Here is a 15,299-nt window from a genome sequence, read left to right as displayed (position 1 = left end):
AGTGCGAATGTCGCGGGTGATATCGTGCGACCTGTGCCGGCTTGAGAGGTTCCATACTTGCAGCATTCCACGCCTGCCGCCCCCGCAGTGCGCGAAACGCTTGATAGACTGCTGGCGAGCCAGACCTTTGGTCGCTCAGAGCGCGCGCGTGAATTGCTGCGCTATCTCGTCGAGCGGGAACAGGCCGGCGACGCTGACAAGCTCAAGGGATTTTCCATTGCGATCGACGTCTTCGGCAAGGATGCGGGCTTCGACCCTTCTACCGACGCCGTGGTGCGTGTGCAGGCAGGCAGGCTGAGAGACCTGCTCGAGCAGTATTTCAGCAGCGAGGGTGCAGGTGAACCGATCCGCATCGTCATTCCCCGCGGCAGTTATGTTCCGAGTTACGAACCGAACGGGATCGGCATCCCGTTTCAGCAGCAATCGACACAGCGGCAGATCCCGGCTGTTCAGGGGCAGGTAGCCGCGTCCGCAGAATCCATTCCAACGTCCGCGGTTTTCCTGTTCCGGCATCTGCATGCCTTCTGGATAGCCATAGCCATCTTTTTCATCGTCATTGTCACCCTCATGGTGCTGATGCTGCGCCAGACCTATGGACCGGAACTCATTTCCGGCAATCCGGCAAAGGGCAGCAAGCCGGACCAGGGAACAGCGACAGCGCTGGAGAAGCTGCCGGCCGTCTATCTGGTCGCAGCGCAACAAAATCCGCAAGTCCAGCGCGTCGAAACGATATTGCGCGCTGGTTTGTCCAACATGGAAACGATCCAGTTCATCGATCGAAACCCCAGCGAGGACTCGCTGCGGTCTGGCGATCCAACAACCTTTGTCTTCATGCTGAGCTCGGGCGCCACGCTTGGCAGCGTTGCAATCGAAGTGAAGAACCTGAAGACAGGCCGCATCCTGACTTCAGAAACCCTGACGGCGTTCGAGACCACGGCTTCGCAGGTAACCGATCATGTCGCCAAGATCCTTGGCAGCGTCACCGGTCCGTTCGGCTCCATCTATGGCTACATCGAGCAAAACCGGCTGCAGAACGACCTGACCACCTGTGTCATTCTCTCGAAAAGCTATCCGTCCAACCAAAGCGCCGAGGGTCACGAAGCCGCCTATCGTTGCCTGGAAAAGCTGGTTGCCCATGGCGAAGCGTCAGCCCTGATCTATGCGACCCTCGCGGGCCAGCAGTTGGACGCGATCGTCTGGGGTTATCCGTATCCGCCCAATCCGAGCGTGCAACAGGCGATGGCCTATGTGAACAGGGCCATCCAGATCGATCCGAGCAGTTCGCGTGCCTACCGCATGGCCGCCTATGCCGAAGGGGTCATCGGAAACCAGAAGGAAAGAGTTCGCTGGGCGAAAAAGGCCTATGATGCTGCCCCATACGATCTGAGAGCGGTCTATCATTATGGCTGGGCGCTGGTGATGGCCGCCGACTATCGTGAAGGCACGGCCCTGCTGGCACGCAGCCTCAACCTTGCGAACCCGCACAGCAAATGGCTCGACTATGCGCTGTTCCAAGGGGCATTCATGCTGGATGACCTTGAGTTGCAAAGGCGAGCCGCGCAGGCATTGTCAACAGTCGAGCCCCAGCCCGAATATCTCGTGGCGCAGCTCGTTGTCGCAACCCAGGATGGCAAATCCGATGAGGTGACGCGGCTGTTGACGGATCTGCGCACCAGATTCCCCGACTTTTCGACAAATCCACGAGCCACCTTCGTCAAAAATCACTATCCGCCAGATCTGACGGAGAAACTCCTGCAGGCACTTCAGAACAGTGGGTTGAAGCATGCAGCTGGCGTTGCGACGCCCGCTCAGCAGCCGTCTCCGGCGACAGCAGTGGCGGCGAATTCGGAAGACCTGCCGATCGTCTACCTCGTGGCAAAAGGAACCGGCGGCGCTGTGGAGCGCGTCACTACAGCGCTACGTGCCGGTCTTTCCCACTTCGAGACGATCAATTTCATCGGTCGCGATCCTGCCCCGGAGCGAAACAGGGCAGCGGACGCGACGAGCTTCCTTTTCAACGTTCAGCCAGGCCCTTCGGCAGGCACCGTCGCTGTCGAGATCCAGAACCTTCAAAACGGAACGGTTGTCCTGTCCCGCAACTTGACGGAACTCGACACCACGCCGGCACAGGTCGGGCCTCAGGTCGGGAAAATTCTGGGGGATAGCGCACCGGTATCCGGCGCCATCTATACGTCACTCGCGCGGAGCGGCCTGGCCAAGGGGCTCGTTGACTGCCTGATCCAGGAAAATGCCTTCGAACTGGAGGCGAACGCCAAGGTCCATGAAAAAGCCTATCGCTGTTTCGAGGCGCAGGCCGACGGCAATGCCAAGTCGTCCCTCGTCTATTCGAGCCTGTCGACCCTGACGACGACCGGATTGATCTGGCGCTACGCCTACCCTGCCGAGGCCTCCCTGGAAAGGGCCGCGGAATTCGCGCAACGCGCCATCCAGGCCGACCCTTCGAGCCCGCGCGCCTACAATGCCAAGGCCTACATCTCCAATCGGCTGGGCATGTGGTCGGACACGGTCCAGTGGACATCCAAAGCATACGAGATGAACCCGTACGATCCCCAGGCGATTGCCTCCTACGCCTATGCGCTGACCTTCAGTGGCGACTATGCGAGGGGTGTAACCGTGATGAGCCAGGCGATCGAAGCCGCAAACGGTGCCCATGCTGCGTGGTGGGATTATGGGCTTTTCGCGAGTGCTTACATGCAGGGCGACAAGGCACTGGCGGCCAAGGCGGTTGCTCCCCTTGCAACCGTCGCTCCCAATCCGTTGTTCCTCACGGGCCGGTTGATCGTAGCCTCCGAAGCCGGAAACCAGCGCCTGGTCAAGGACATCATCGATCTGTTGGAAACCACCTTCCCGACATATGTCACCAACCCACGGGCAACCCTTATCAAGCGCAACTACCCGACCGATATGGTAGAAAAATTCATAGGGGCTCTTCGAACAGCGGGACTGAGCGGCGCAACTTGATGTCTTCCCTCTTCGCCCACCAACAAGGAACCGGCCCCACAATCGTGCTGCTGCACGGTTTCGGCGGTTCCCATGGCGTTTGGGAAGAGATCGCCGCCCAGCTTGCCGAAGAGGCGGAGATCATCGCCTATGACCTGCCCGGCCACGGCGCTTCGCTGGACGTCGAGGGAGCGCGCTCGCCCAAGCGGATGGCCGAAGCCGTTCTTTCCGACCTCAGGGAGCGCGACGCCAGTCATATCCATCTGGTCGGCCATTCGATGGGTGGGGCTGTCGCGACCCTGATCGCGCTCTCAGCTCCCGAACATGTTGCCTCGCTCACGCTGCTGGCCCCGGGAGGGTATGGCGAAGAGATCGATACGGCACTGCTGCGCCGGTTTGCCAAGGCAGCGCAAAGCGATGAAATCCGGGCATGTCTTGCCGCGATGGCGGGTCCTGGCCATGTCGTATCCGAGCGGACCGTTGCCGAAGACGTGGCCGCACGTGCTCGCTCCGGCCAGATGGAAAAGCTTGCCGAGATTGTGATGGCCATCACGCGCGGCGGGCGGCAAGGCGTCATTCCGGCAGAAGCGGTGGCGGGTCTCACCATGCCTGTCGCCGTGGTCTGGGGGGTGCTGGACACCGTCCTGCCGGTCAGCCAGACCGATCAACTGCCGGCCCATTTCGACCTGCACCTTGTTCCGGTTGCCGGTCACATGCTGATCGACGAAGTGCCCGGGCTGATCGTCGAACTGCTGCGCGGAATCTTGCGCAATCAGGCGAGCGGTTCGGCAACGGCATCAGCTTGACGCCGGTCATTCTCCCAATTCGCTCCCTTCGAGATCATTCCGACACAATCGCGATGGATGAAATCCGTCCCGGTTCGTGTTAACCGGTGGTTAACCAAACCGCGAGGCAAGGCGATGCCCGAAGCAGGCGAAACCGTAACCCCCATCGATCCGGCGCGAAGCAAGCTGTCGGAGGCCGTTCGCGACGTCAAGAACGCTCTGGCCGATCGGGATGACGTCGTTGTCGACATGCGCGAGGCCCATCGGATGCGCCTGGAGCTGCTGGCCGCGGACCTGTCGCCAGTGTTCGCGGAAGCGTCCTCCGATATCGATTACTTCGATTTCGCATTGTCTTCGGGACTGCAGCCACGGTTGTGGATCGACGCGGTGAGCCATGTCGCGATGGGGCGGGATCGTCGGACCTACCGTTTCGTCAAGGACACCCGTCTCGGCCGCGTCGTGTTGGCTGAATCCCAGGACATGAAGTTCGTTGGCGACCAGGTCACCCGCTACATCGCCGAGCGTCTGGTCGAACGGCAACGCTTTATGGAAGGCGGTATCGAACCGAAAGAGCAGCCGGCACCAGAGACCGACTTGAATGCGGAGCCTCAGCCTCAAGCGAGCAGCCAGACGCGCGGGCGCACGATCCTGGGCGGAATTGGCCTGATCCTGGTAGGCGCCCTGGTTGGTCTCGGGATTTCGGCGGCGCTGTTCTGGGATCGCCTCCTGCCGCTGATCGAAAACCTCAGACCGTAGATTTTTCAGGCTCGGCGCCGAGTTCCAGGGTCTCGAGATCGGCGATCGCGAGCGCTGTCCCCGCGAGGCCGCGCCGGGTCAGTCCGATACGCCAGCCATCCGCGGCTTTCTCGATTTCGATCAGATTGTATTGCGCCGCAGGATGCCGTCCCCCGGGGCCCTGCCCCGCAGCGGCAACACCCACAACCGGCAACCGGTGGACGCGCCCGAGCCAGAACAACGTTGGATCGTGCGAATGCCCGTGCAGCACAAGCTCGGCGCCATGCCGCCTGACGATATTCTGAAACCGACGAATCCCGAACAGTCGCTTGGTCTGAGCCACCGCGCCACGGATCGGCGGATGATGGATCAGGATCACCCGGCACAGGCCTTGCGCGCCGGTTTTGTCCAGAAGCTGCGCCAAACGCTCGGCCTGCTTCTCCTCGAAGAAGCCGTTTGCCATGAACGGTGCCGTCGCGCGCGCGGTCGATACCCCGATCAGTGCGACGTCGCCGCGCACCCTGAGATAAGGGAAACTGTGGCGATCGACCTGGGTGTTGGCACCATCGCCGCTCATCCAGGGCGCCCAGGCACGACACGCCTTGTCGAATGCGCCCGGAACATAGGCGTCGTGATTGCCAGGAACCACGGAAATGTCGCTTGGCTGCCCGAGCATCTCCAGCCACAACCGGGCCATTTCGATTTCGCTGTCCAGCGCCAGATTGACCAGGTCACCCGTCACCGCAATGTGGTCCACGCCGCTCGCCTTGACGTCGGCCACCAGCGTGTCGATGACCTTGTCATGCATGGTGCGGCGGCGGTTGCGTTGCCAGTTGACGTAGCCCAGCACCCGCTTGGAGGCGAGATCGCGATACGATACACCGGGCAGCGGGCCGAGATGGGCGTCGGAGAGATGCGCAAGCCTGAACATGAAACCTTCATAAGCGACCGCTCGTTCGCAATCCACCATGGTTCACCTGAAATGACCGGCAGCGATCCCGAACGCCCTTTCCGCCAGACCGGCTGGCCTCGCCTGAGAGCAAAACTCTTCCACACTCTGTTCCTGCTGCAGCGGCCGATGACTCTCGGCGTCCGTGGTCTTGTCCACGACCGCGGGCACAATGCGGTCTTCCTCATCCGCCACACCTATGTTCCCGGCTGGCAATTGCCCGGCGGTGGCGTCGAGACGGGCGAGACGATGGGAGAGGCGTTGGCCAGGGAACTCGAAGAGGAGGGCAATATCGCGATATCTGCGGCGCCGGTGCTCAAATCCATGCACTTCAACCGGGCCTCGAGCCCACGCGACCACGTCGGGCTCTATTTGATCGAGACCTTCCATCAAGCGGAGCCGAAACACCCCGACCATGAAATCGCTGAAGCCGGTTTCTTCCCGCTTGATCGACTGCCGGACGGCACGACGCCGGCGACGCTCAGGCGCATCGCCGAGATGTTCCAAGGGGCGACGGTTTCGCCCTACTGGTAGATCAGGCCGCCTTCTTCAACCGGGCGCGGTCGTGGGGCGCCAGATTGTCTATTTGCGGTCCCAGCGGAACGATGCCGGTCGGATTGATGTTGCGGTGGCTGGCGTAGTAGTGAGCCTTGATGTGATGCATGTCGACCGTCTGCGCCACTCCCGGAACCTGATACAGGTCGCGCAGGTAGTTCGACAGGTTCGGATAGTCGGCAATGCGGCGCAGATTGCATTTGAAATGGCCGACATAGACCGGATCGAAACGAACGAGCGTGGTGAAGAGACGCCAATCCGCCTCGGTGACATCGTTGCCGACCAGATAGCGCTGGCGCGATAACCGCGCCTCCAGGCTGTCGAGCGCCGCGAACAACTCCCCGAAAGCTTCGTCATAGGCAGCCTGGTTGGTTGCGAAGCCCGCTCGATAGACACCATTGTTCACGGCGCCGTAGACTTGTGCGTTGACGGCATCGATCTCGCTGCGCAATGCAGGTGGATAAAAGTCGACCGCCGCGTCCCCCCATTCATCGAATGCCGAGTTCAACATCCGGATGATCTCGGACGACTCGTTGGAGACGATCGTCTGTTCCTTCTTGTCCCACAGCACGGGCACGGTGACCCGCCCGGAATAGGCCGGGTCGGCCTTGGTGTAGATCTGATGCAGGAAATCGAGGTCGTAGAGCGTGTCGCCTGTCGCACCGTCTTCGGCCTGGAAGGTCCAGCCGTTCTCCAGCATCAAATGGTGCACGACCGAGACGGAGATGACCTTTTCCAGCTTCTTGAGCGTCCGGAAAATCAGGGTGCGATGCGCCCAAGGGCAGGCAAGCGAGACATAAAGGTGATAGCGGCCGGGTTCTGCCTTGAACCCTCGCGAACGCCCCTGCGCCGGTTTGCCGTCAACGGTTATCCAGTCGCGCCATTGTGATTGCGAGCGCTCGAACCTGCCGCCGCTGCTGCCGGTATCGTACCAGCGGTCCTGCCATTTGCCGTCGACCAGCAATCCCATCGACAATCCTCCTGTTCTGCCACAGCAATCTAGTGAGCGTGCCGGGCACGGGGAACGTGTTTTGGCTGAACACACTGTCAAACGCTGGCGCAACACCCTTCAAAACATCGATTGCGATCCCGAAATTTTGATGCTAGCGGACAATCCGCATGTTCGATTTTGCAGGAATCCGGTTCGACCGACGACGAAAGATCGCCCGCGCTTGAAGCGCTGACTGGCGAACGCTGCCGCTTGCAGCAATCTTTCCTTGCATACCGGAACGCAAAGACCATGAGCCTTGCCGACGTGACTTACCTGCCGGAAACCCCGGCGCACGATCCCGAAATCGAATCGATCAACGAAGAAGCCTTCGGGCCTGGGCGCTTCACCCGCGCAGCCTACAAGATTCGCGAAGGCGGCCCTCACGAACGCGGCCTTTCCTTCGTTGCACTGCACGGCGACACGGTGATCGCATCGGTGCGGATGACCCGGATCATAGCGGGTTCCGGCAAAGCACTGCTTCTCGGTCCCCTGGCCGTGCGCCCGGCCTTCAAGAATCTCGGCATCGGCCGCAAGCTGGTAGCAATGGCGATCGAGGCCGCTGTGAAGGCCGGTTCGGCCTGCGTCGTTCTGGTCGGCGACGAGCCTTATTATGGTCCGCTTGGGTTCAAGCGGATTCCGAGAGGACAGATCGCCATGCCAAGACCGGTCGACCTCGACCGGCTTCTGGCGCATGAGATCGAACCGGGCGCGACAGCCAGGCTGACTGGCATGGTTCACCACGCCGACCAGATCGGCCACGGCGCCGACCAGGTCGGCGTCGGCGAACCGGCCTGATGCGCGGGTATCCGCAGCAGATCGTCTTGCCTGTTGCAGCCCTTGCTACAGGTCCCTAGCATGCCGTCGACAAGCAAGGAGAATAGCGCATGAACCCAAACGGCCAGATCGCAATCGTGACCGGCGGCGGCTCGGGTCTTGGTGAGGCGACAGCGCGTGCGCTTGCAGCCAAGGGCGCCAAGGTCGCCCTTTTCGATGTCGGCATCGAGCGTGCCGATAAGGTGGCGGCTGAAATCGGTGGTATTGCGGTCAAATGCGATGTGTCCAGCGCCGAGAACGGCGCTGCAGCAGTGACCGAGGTAGCAAAATCCCTTGGAGAACCACGCATCCTGGTGAATTGCGCCGGTATCGCGATCGGTGTGAAGACGGTCGGCAAGGACGGTCCGCATCCTCTTGATCAGTACCGCAGGGTGATCGAGGTCAATCTGATCGGCAGCTTCAACATGATCCGGCTGGTTGCGGACCGCGCCGCCAAGCTCGAACCACTGACCGGCGGCGAACGCGGCGTCATCATCAACACTGCCTCGGTAGCAGCGTTCGACGGGCAGATCGGCCAAGCCGCCTATTCCGCTTCCAAAGGCGGCGTGGTCGGTATGACCTTGCCAGTGGCGCGCGATCTTGCCCGCTCGGGTATCCGTGTCTGCACGATTGCACCCGGTATCTTCAAGACACCGATGATGGCCGGCATGCCGCAGGAGGTGCAGGACTCCCTCGGCGCCGCCGTTCCGTTCCCATCCCGACTTGGCGAGCCATCTGAATACGCGGCGCTGGCGTTGCACATCGTCGAAAATCAGATGCTGAACGGGGAAACCATCCGCCTGGACGGCGCCATCCGCATGGCACCGAAATAGGCCATGCCGGCGACCGGGCCGCAGGAAACCCGAAGCGGGCCGCTGGTCGGTTTAACGGTGATCGAAATGGCGGGGCTGGGTCCGGTCCCACTAGCCGCGCTGATGCTTTCCGAAATGGGAGCGACAGTCGTTCGCATCGAGCGCAGCGGTCCCGACAGACCGTTCTTGTCACTGCCGGCCGAAAATGACCTGGACCGGCACGGCCGCGACATCCTTACCGTTGATCTGAAGCGTCCTGAATGCACTGAACTGGTGCTGCGGCTTGCTGAGAAAGCGGACATCCTGATCGAAGGCTTCCGCCCCGGCGTGATGGAGCGGCTCGGCCTTGGACCGGACATGGTCCTCGCTCGCAATCCGGCGTTGGTTTATGGACGTATGACGGGCTTCGGACAGGATGGCCCCCTCGCCGATCGCGCTGGCCACGATATCACCTACCTTGCCTATACAGGCATCCTGCACGCCATTGGCCATGACGGCGAAAGGCCGGTGCCTCCGCTCAACCTGGTTGGCGACTACGGCGGCGGAACCATGATGCTGATCGCCGGGGTCCTTGCCGCACTGTTTCAACGCGCGCGCAGCGGCAAAGGGCAGGTCGTCGACACAGCTATGGTCGAAGGCGCTTCAGCACTCGCCCTGCCGCTTCAGGCGGCGATGTCAGCCGGTCTCTGGAGTGATCGGCGCGGCGTCAACCTGCTCGATTCCGGTTGTCCGTTTTACGATACTTACGAAACCGCCGATGGCCGCCACGTCGCTGTTGGATGCCTTGAGCCGCAGTTTTTCGCCGAATTCGCCCGCCTGCTGCCGTTGGACCAGCAGTTCGCGGCCGGTCAATACGACCGGAAACTCTGGCCTCGGATGCGTGAGGCCATAACTCTCCGGATACTGGAAAAAACACGCGATGATTGGGATCGGTTGTTTGACGAGACCGATGCCTGCGTCGCACCGGTGTTGTCTTTCACCGAGGCGCGACAGCACCCGCACAACCGCGCGCGTGATGCCTTCGTCGATGTCGGTCGGTTCACAAGGCCAGCACCGGCTCCGCGTTTTTCGGCGACCCCGTCTTCGGCAGGCAAACCATTCTCCGAAAACGAACAGACGGCGAGCTCAACTCTGACGCGCTTCGGTTTTCGAGAAGATGAGATCGAAGCCCTTGTCAAAACCGGCGCTATTGGCTGATAAGTGGACAACAATATTCAGCTTATATGGTGCGTGCCGTGGAAGAACCGAAGAAAGACGTCATCCGGGAAACAGATGCGCAATCGATCCGGCTGGCCAAGACGCTGCTGCGTACGGCACGCTACGGAGCACTTGCTGTCATCGATCCTGCCTCCGGCGCACCGCTGGCCAGCCGCGTTGGCGTCGCCACCGATATCAATGGCTCACCTCTGATCCTGATCTCCATGCTCGCCCCACACACAGGCGCATTGCTCGCCGATACGCGCTGTTCCCTGCTGGTCGGCGAGCCGGGCAAAGGCGATGCCCTGGCGCATCCGCGCATGACGCTGATCTGCCATGCCAACCGCCTGGAACGAGGTACGCCCGAGCAGATCAGGGCGGAACGCCGCTACCTTAACCGCAACCCCAAGGCCAAGCTTTATGTCGGCCTCGGAGACTTTTCCTTCTTTCGGCTTGAGGTTGACCGCGCCTCGCTCAATGGCGGCTTCGGCAAAGCCTATCTGCTGGATCATTCGGATCTGATCGTTGACGGTGCGATCAATGATGCATTGGCTGACGGCGAGCAGTCAGCACTCGACCACATGAACAGCGACCATCTGGACGCGATCACGGTCTACGCCCGCCACTACGCGAAATCGGAAGGCGACGGCTGGACGTTGGCCGGGCTCGATGCGGACGGAATGGATCTTGTCAGTGGCGACCGCACCGAACGCGTCTTCTTTCCCAAGCCGCTGGAAACACAGCAAGATCTGCGCAAAACGCTGGTTGAGATGGCGAAGGCCGGCCGCGCGGCCGCAGAACCTGAAGCCTCCGGATCGTGAGCGAAAATAACAATCCACGATCACGGAGCTGTGACCTCAGGTTGCATCTGACACTTGCATCACTTAATAAAATTAGTGTATGAGTGATTCATCATCGCCATTGCCCCCATGGCTTCTGTGTTGAAGAAAGGTGGGCATTTGATGCTTCAGGAAAACCAAGTCTCCGATACTGAAACTGCGGCTGCGTTCCTCACCCTCATGGGCAACGAGAAGCGCCTCGCGATCATGAATCATCTTATCGATGATGAGCTGACGGTAGGAACGATCGCCGAAAAGGTGGATCTCAGCCAGTCAGCCCTTTCTCAACATCTGGCAAAACTGCGCGCCTTCGGCCTCGTCCAGACGCGTCGCGACCGGCAGATGATCTACTATTCCTGCCGTTCCGACGCCGTTCGCCAGCTGCTTCGCACCCTGGGCGCGATTTTCGGCGGCAAGTCCGAACCTCAGCAGCATTCGCGGTTTCTCGGCGTCGGCAAATAACTGCTTCGAATTACCCCTGGTTGTGTCTATGACCGCCAGGGCTGCGGGCCGCCATTCCGGATCGATGTGCAGCCCTGAGGCTGCACGCTAGGCGATGGCTTCCGGAACAAAATCCTTTCAGCTATAGCGAGCGTGGCGTCCGAACCGGGGTAACTGCCGGTGACGACGGGAAAACCTTTGCTTGCGGTCTCTGATGGAAACCATTCGTATCGATGATCCGGAAGATTCCCGGGTCGCCCCATACCGTGACATTCGCGAGCGTGATCTGGTCGGCAGACAAGGGCGTTTTATCGCCGAGGGCAAAGTCGTCCTCAACGTGCTTTTGAACAGCAGCCATTTCCAGGCAGAATCCGTACTCGTTCTGGAAAACCGCCTTTCAGGCCTGGCCGATACTCTTGAAAAAGCGCCTCCGCAGTTGCCTGTCTACGTGACCAGCCGCGTGGTCATGGATCATATCGCCGGTTTCCCGATTCACCGCGGCATTCTGGCTGTGGGGCAGAAGGGCATTCCGCTGGAGGTCGACCACATCCTCCGCATGCTTCCGCAAAAGGCTCTGGTCGTCGTGGCCGTAGGGATCGCCAACCATGACAATTTGGGCGCGATCTTCCGCAATGCGGCCGCCTTTGGCGCCAGTGCCGTGTTGATCGATCCGACTTGCTGTGACCCTCTTTATCGGAAGGCAATACGGGTCTCGGTGGGTGCGGCTCTCAAGGTGCCGTTTGCAACTGTATCAGCCCCCACCGACCTGGCGGCCCAACTCATGAACCTGGGTTTCGAGAGTTACGCGCTTTCGCCAGGCGGCAACGTGGATATTCGCACTGTCAAACCAGGCGCCAAAACCGCTCTCTATCTCGGCACGGAGGGAGAAGGCCTCCCAGAGGCCCTGCTGAGCCGTATGCGAACGCTGCGCATCGATATGGCCAAAGGCTTCGACAGCGTGAACGTCGCCGCTGCATCGGCCATCGCCCTGCATCATTTCTCGGCGAATGACCGCGGGAGCATTTTTTAGCCAAACGGGGTCACTCGGCGTCACAAAAATGCGACGAAAATAAAAGCTTCGGGCGCCCAAGAGACCGAACTCGGAAGTCGCCAAGGCGCTTCAACCCCGATCAACCCGGCGTGTCGGTCTTCTGCAGCGCCCGCACACGCTCCGCAATGCTGCGGATCGCAGCGCGCTCCTTGCCAGCGTTTGCGCTGCTTTCCGGAGCGGCAAGCGCCTTGGCGACTTCCGAGTTCGGTCCCTCGAGTGCCGCGGTGAGCGTTATGATTTCGGCAGCGAGATCCTGCATCTGTTCACGCAGAAGCGTGCCCTCGCGCAGTTCCCTTGTCCCGCCATCGCGCTGGCCGACTTCGAATGAGGAGCCGCCTCGCAACTTCTTGTTCTCGCGAACAAGCGTGGTCAGCCTTGCCTCCAGCCGTTCGCGATCATTGTTGAGCTTGGCGACTGCCTTTTCGGTATCGCTGCCGGCGCCGGAAAGCAAAGGAGACAACTGCGTCACCGCGCGGTCTTCCTGCCGGCGTGGCCCGTCACTGATCACGGCACCCTGCCCGTTGGCTGGCACCTCGGACTGCAGCCCCTTCTTCTTCATTTCTTCCTTAAGCCTCGTCAGCTCGCGCTCACGGCGATCCAGTGTTTCATCGCGATCTGCCAGGGTAGACAGAAGACGTTCGAGTTTCTGTTCCCGGTCCGCCAGCTTTTTCTTCTCGTTCGCCAGCGCGTCGATGGCTGCCTTGCCTTCTGCCACGATATCCTGGTGACGCTTGTCCGCTTCCTTGCGCTGGGCACGCAGCACGGAGACGTCGTTGTTCAGTTTCTCGATCTCGGATTCGCGCGCGGCCAGTTCGATCTGCCTGTTGGAGGACGAGAAGCTGGCTTCCTCGTAGAGTTGACCAAGCTTCTCGATCTCGCCTTTCTTTTTCGTCGTATCCGCTTCGAGTTTCGCAAGCTTCCCGGACAAGCGCTCGATGTCGGCCGTGCGTTGCTGCAACTGCGTCCGCAATTCGTTGCCGGCGGTTTCCAGTGCGGCGATCGTCTCTGTCTTCTGGGTCGCCTCGGTCGCTGCCTGCTTCAATTCCTCGCGAACGCGATTGACCTCGATGAAACGATCATTGGCCATTTCCTTCGAGGTCTTGGCGTCCATTTCCAGCCGACGTGCGGTCACGGCGAACTCCGCGCGCAGACGATCCTTGTCCGCGGTGATCTCCGCGGCGGTAAGCGGCATTGCCGCGTGAATTCGCTTTTTTGTCAGAGCGACGGCCCGACGCCAGGCGGCAGGTGCAATCAGCACCACCAGAAAGCCGGCACACAGGAAGCCGAGAAGGAAGAAGAGGATCGACTGAACCAAGATGGTCTATCCGTTAAGTTCGGCCACTTTTGTCATGCCGACGAAACCTTGCATGGTCTGACAGGCAAAATCCAGTATTCGGCGCCGGTATTTCGGCGGATCGAGCCCTCTTTCTCAATCCGCCGCTCAATATGAACCAGTTCGCGTCAGAAAGGATTCCAGGTTGGCTGCTGGGTAAGCTTCAGATACCCCAGGTTGACGCCAAGCCTGGCGCCAACGCCGGTACGGATCGGCACCAGAAGCACGTTTCCTGACTTCAGGACGTTGAAGCCGAGGCCGGCGATCACATAGGCGGAGCCGGCAACGCCGGCAAAGCGATTGTAGAGGTTGCTGACGTCGTCAAGATTGTAGACCAGCACCATCACCCGCGAGCCCTGCCCGCCGAAATCCCAACCCAGGGACGGCCCTTGCCAATAGACCTTATGGTCGCCGGCATTCTTGGTGTAGAGCTTGCCTTCACCATAGGTGAGACCGCCGACGAAAGCCCCCGATCCTTCTTCGCCCAGCACGTAGCCGTTCGGCAGGCCGTAGGTCGAAAAGATCTTCTCGACAACCGTGGCCAGCCCGCCTGAAGTTTCACCGAAGAACTTGTGACCCGAATCGACGATCTCCTGCGCCGTGTACTGCTGTGCGTACGAGGCCTGGAGCGAAAGGGTGAAAAAGCCCAACAGGGCGATTGTCAGGGCGAGAGCGCGAGGAATGCGCCAATCGCGAAATCGGGAATTCATGCTTCCAATCTCCGTCTGGGAGCACCTTCGCCGACGCCTCGCACCTGCGACTCTCAATCGGCCGCTTCCGGTGCCATTCCCTAGCAAACTATGCCGTAATTGTTCTTCAACCATTAACTCACACAGGATGATGGCCGTTCGAAGGCCGGGCGCCATCTTTCTTGCGACGACCGGCCATACATCCAGCGCCGCGGAATGGTTGCTCCTCCCCAAAGCGCCGTATATCCAGACGAAGCTGGCGAGAGCATGATTCGCGTGGTCCGCGCGGTAGGCGAAGGCCAGGCGCTGTTGCTTACATCCTCGAGGGTTCCATGGCTGACCTTTTCACCCTGACTCCATCCGAGCTTGCCGCACTGCTTTGCAGCAAGGTCTGCCACGACATCATCTCGCCGGTCGGTGCGATCAACAACGGCCTTGAACTGCTCGATGAAGGCGGCGCCGACGAGGACGCCATGAACCTCATTCGACAGAGCGCCCGCAATGCCTCGGCTCGATTGCAGTTCGCCCGCATCGCCTATGGCGCCGCAGGCTCGGCCGGCATGCTCATCGACACCGGTGACGCGGAAGCCGTCACAATCGCCTATCTCAAGAATGAAAAACCCGAACTGACCTGGACCGGTGGCCGTGCCCTGTTGCCGAAAAACAAGGTCAAGCTGCTGCTGAACCTGGTGCTGATTGCCAACGCCGCCATTCCACGGGGCGGCCGGCTCTCCATCACGCTGGAAGATCTGGAAACCGAACCGCGCTTCACGCTGGCGGCGAGCGGCCCGATGCTGCGGGTTCCGCCGAAATTCCTCGAACTCCATTCGGGCGGCAAACCCGAGGAGCCGATCGACGCCCATTCGGTCCAGCCCTACTACACGCTGCTGCTGGCCCGAGAGGCTGGCATGACGATTACCATTCGCGCCACGGCAGACGAGATCGTTCTGCTGGCCGCCTGACCAGCGCCTCGTCCGGATCCCGCAAGGGAAAACGGCGCCCGGCATCGCTGAGCGCTGTGCAAAAGGCCCGCTTCGCACGGAAGGCTGATGCTCTCGTGCAAATTTTATGCATTGCCTTTTCCGCTTTTTAAACGCCCTGCCCTAATATTCCCGGCGATGGGAAGAACCCGCGTGTTCCGCGGGAAA

General features: G+C 60.7%; 15 protein-coding genes. 11 read left to right on the top strand and 4 right to left on the bottom strand.

The window, feature by feature from the left end; genetic code table 11:
• The first annotated feature begins 57 nt into the window (after positions 1 to 57).
• The 3 genes from AC3WTO_RS23980 (at position 58) to AC3WTO_RS23970 (ending at position 4,502) form a co-directional block, all read left to right on the top strand.
• Positions 58 to 2,982, top strand: a complete 2,925-nt coding sequence (locus tag AC3WTO_RS23980) for a tetratricopeptide repeat protein (RefSeq protein WP_492463288.1) — start codon at positions 58 to 60, stop codon at positions 2,980 to 2,982.
• A complete protein-coding gene (locus AC3WTO_RS23975; RefSeq protein ID WP_492463289.1) occupies positions 2,982 to 3,767 on the top strand; it encodes an alpha/beta fold hydrolase in 786 nt (261 codons plus the stop codon). Before AC3WTO_RS23980 ends, AC3WTO_RS23975 begins: the two co-directional genes overlap by 1 nt.
• 114 nt (positions 3,768 to 3,881) lie before the next feature.
• On the top strand, positions 3,882 to 4,502 hold the full coding sequence (locus AC3WTO_RS23970) for a hypothetical protein (RefSeq protein ID WP_492463468.1): 621 nt from the start codon (positions 3,882 to 3,884) through the stop codon (positions 4,500 to 4,502).
• Here the strand turns inward: AC3WTO_RS23970 and AC3WTO_RS23965 are convergent.
• Entirely contained in the window at positions 4,492 to 5,412 is a 921-nt protein-coding gene (locus tag AC3WTO_RS23965) for a metallophosphoesterase family protein (protein ID WP_492463290.1), read from the bottom strand. The genes AC3WTO_RS23970 and AC3WTO_RS23965 overlap by 11 nt on opposite strands.
• A gap of 51 nt (positions 5,413 to 5,463) precedes the next feature.
• Between AC3WTO_RS23965 and AC3WTO_RS23960 the strand changes: the two genes are divergently transcribed.
• Complete coding sequence (locus AC3WTO_RS23960; protein WP_492463469.1) at positions 5,464 to 5,964, top strand: NUDIX domain-containing protein; 501 nt, start codon at positions 5,464 to 5,466, stop codon at positions 5,962 to 5,964.
• 1 nt (position 5,965) lies between these two features.
• On the opposite strand, the gene AC3WTO_RS23955 is transcribed toward AC3WTO_RS23960, so the two are convergent.
• Positions 5,966 to 6,955 (bottom strand): glutathione S-transferase family protein, encoded by a 990-nt coding sequence (locus AC3WTO_RS23955; protein WP_492463291.1) that lies wholly within the window; start codon positions 6,953 to 6,955, stop codon positions 5,966 to 5,968.
• 270 nt (positions 6,956 to 7,225) lie between these two features.
• Between AC3WTO_RS23955 and AC3WTO_RS23950 the strand changes: the two genes are divergently transcribed.
• From AC3WTO_RS23950 to AC3WTO_RS23925, 6 genes are all read left to right on the top strand, one after another.
• The gene (locus AC3WTO_RS23950; protein ID WP_492463292.1) at positions 7,226 to 7,771 is read left to right on the top strand and encodes a GNAT family N-acetyltransferase; all 546 of its coding nucleotides are present in this window, start codon (positions 7,226 to 7,228) and stop codon (positions 7,769 to 7,771) included.
• An 89-nt stretch (positions 7,772 to 7,860) separates the two neighbouring features.
• Positions 7,861 to 8,622 (top strand): 3-hydroxyacyl-CoA dehydrogenase, encoded by a 762-nt coding sequence (locus AC3WTO_RS23945; RefSeq protein WP_492463293.1) that lies wholly within the window; start codon positions 7,861 to 7,863, stop codon positions 8,620 to 8,622.
• Positions 8,623 to 8,625: 3 nt separating this feature from the next.
• The gene (locus AC3WTO_RS23940; protein WP_492463294.1) at positions 8,626 to 9,798 is read left to right on the top strand and encodes a CaiB/BaiF CoA transferase family protein; all 1,173 of its coding nucleotides are present in this window, start codon (positions 8,626 to 8,628) and stop codon (positions 9,796 to 9,798) included.
• A 38-nt stretch (positions 9,799 to 9,836) separates the two neighbouring features.
• Positions 9,837 to 10,619 carry a HugZ family pyridoxamine 5'-phosphate oxidase gene (locus AC3WTO_RS23935; RefSeq protein WP_492463295.1) on the top strand — a complete coding sequence of 261 codons (783 nt, stop codon included), beginning with the start codon at positions 9,837 to 9,839 and terminating at the stop codon, positions 10,617 to 10,619.
• 141 nt (positions 10,620 to 10,760) lie between these two features.
• The gene (locus AC3WTO_RS23930) at positions 10,761 to 11,099 is read left to right on the top strand and encodes an ArsR/SmtB family transcription factor (RefSeq protein WP_492463296.1); all 339 of its coding nucleotides are present in this window, start codon (positions 10,761 to 10,763) and stop codon (positions 11,097 to 11,099) included.
• Positions 11,100 to 11,292: 193 nt separating this feature from the next.
• The gene (locus AC3WTO_RS23925) at positions 11,293 to 12,108 is read left to right on the top strand and encodes a TrmH family RNA methyltransferase (RefSeq protein ID WP_492463297.1); all 816 of its coding nucleotides are present in this window, start codon (positions 11,293 to 11,295) and stop codon (positions 12,106 to 12,108) included.
• 100 nt (positions 12,109 to 12,208) lie between these two features.
• On the opposite strand, the gene AC3WTO_RS23920 is transcribed toward AC3WTO_RS23925, so the two are convergent.
• Complete coding sequence (locus tag AC3WTO_RS23920; protein ID WP_492463298.1) at positions 12,209 to 13,444, bottom strand: coiled-coil domain-containing protein; 1,236 nt, start codon at positions 13,442 to 13,444, stop codon at positions 12,209 to 12,211.
• A gap of 146 nt (positions 13,445 to 13,590) precedes the next feature.
• Positions 13,591 to 14,172, bottom strand: a complete 582-nt coding sequence (locus AC3WTO_RS23915) for a DUF1134 domain-containing protein (protein WP_492463299.1) — start codon at positions 14,170 to 14,172, stop codon at positions 13,591 to 13,593.
• Positions 14,173 to 14,483: 311 nt separating this feature from the next.
• On the opposite strand from AC3WTO_RS23915, the gene chpT reads away from it, so the two are divergent.
• Complete coding sequence (chpT, locus tag AC3WTO_RS23910; RefSeq protein WP_492463300.1) at positions 14,484 to 15,113, top strand: histidine phosphotransferase ChpT; 630 nt, start codon at positions 14,484 to 14,486, stop codon at positions 15,111 to 15,113.
• Positions 15,114 to 15,299 lie beyond the last annotated feature (186 nt).

It is taken from the genome of Mesorhizobium sp. EU05-FHT14A09 (assembly GCF_058790995.1).
This window is presented reverse-complemented; position numbering and strand designations above follow the sequence as displayed.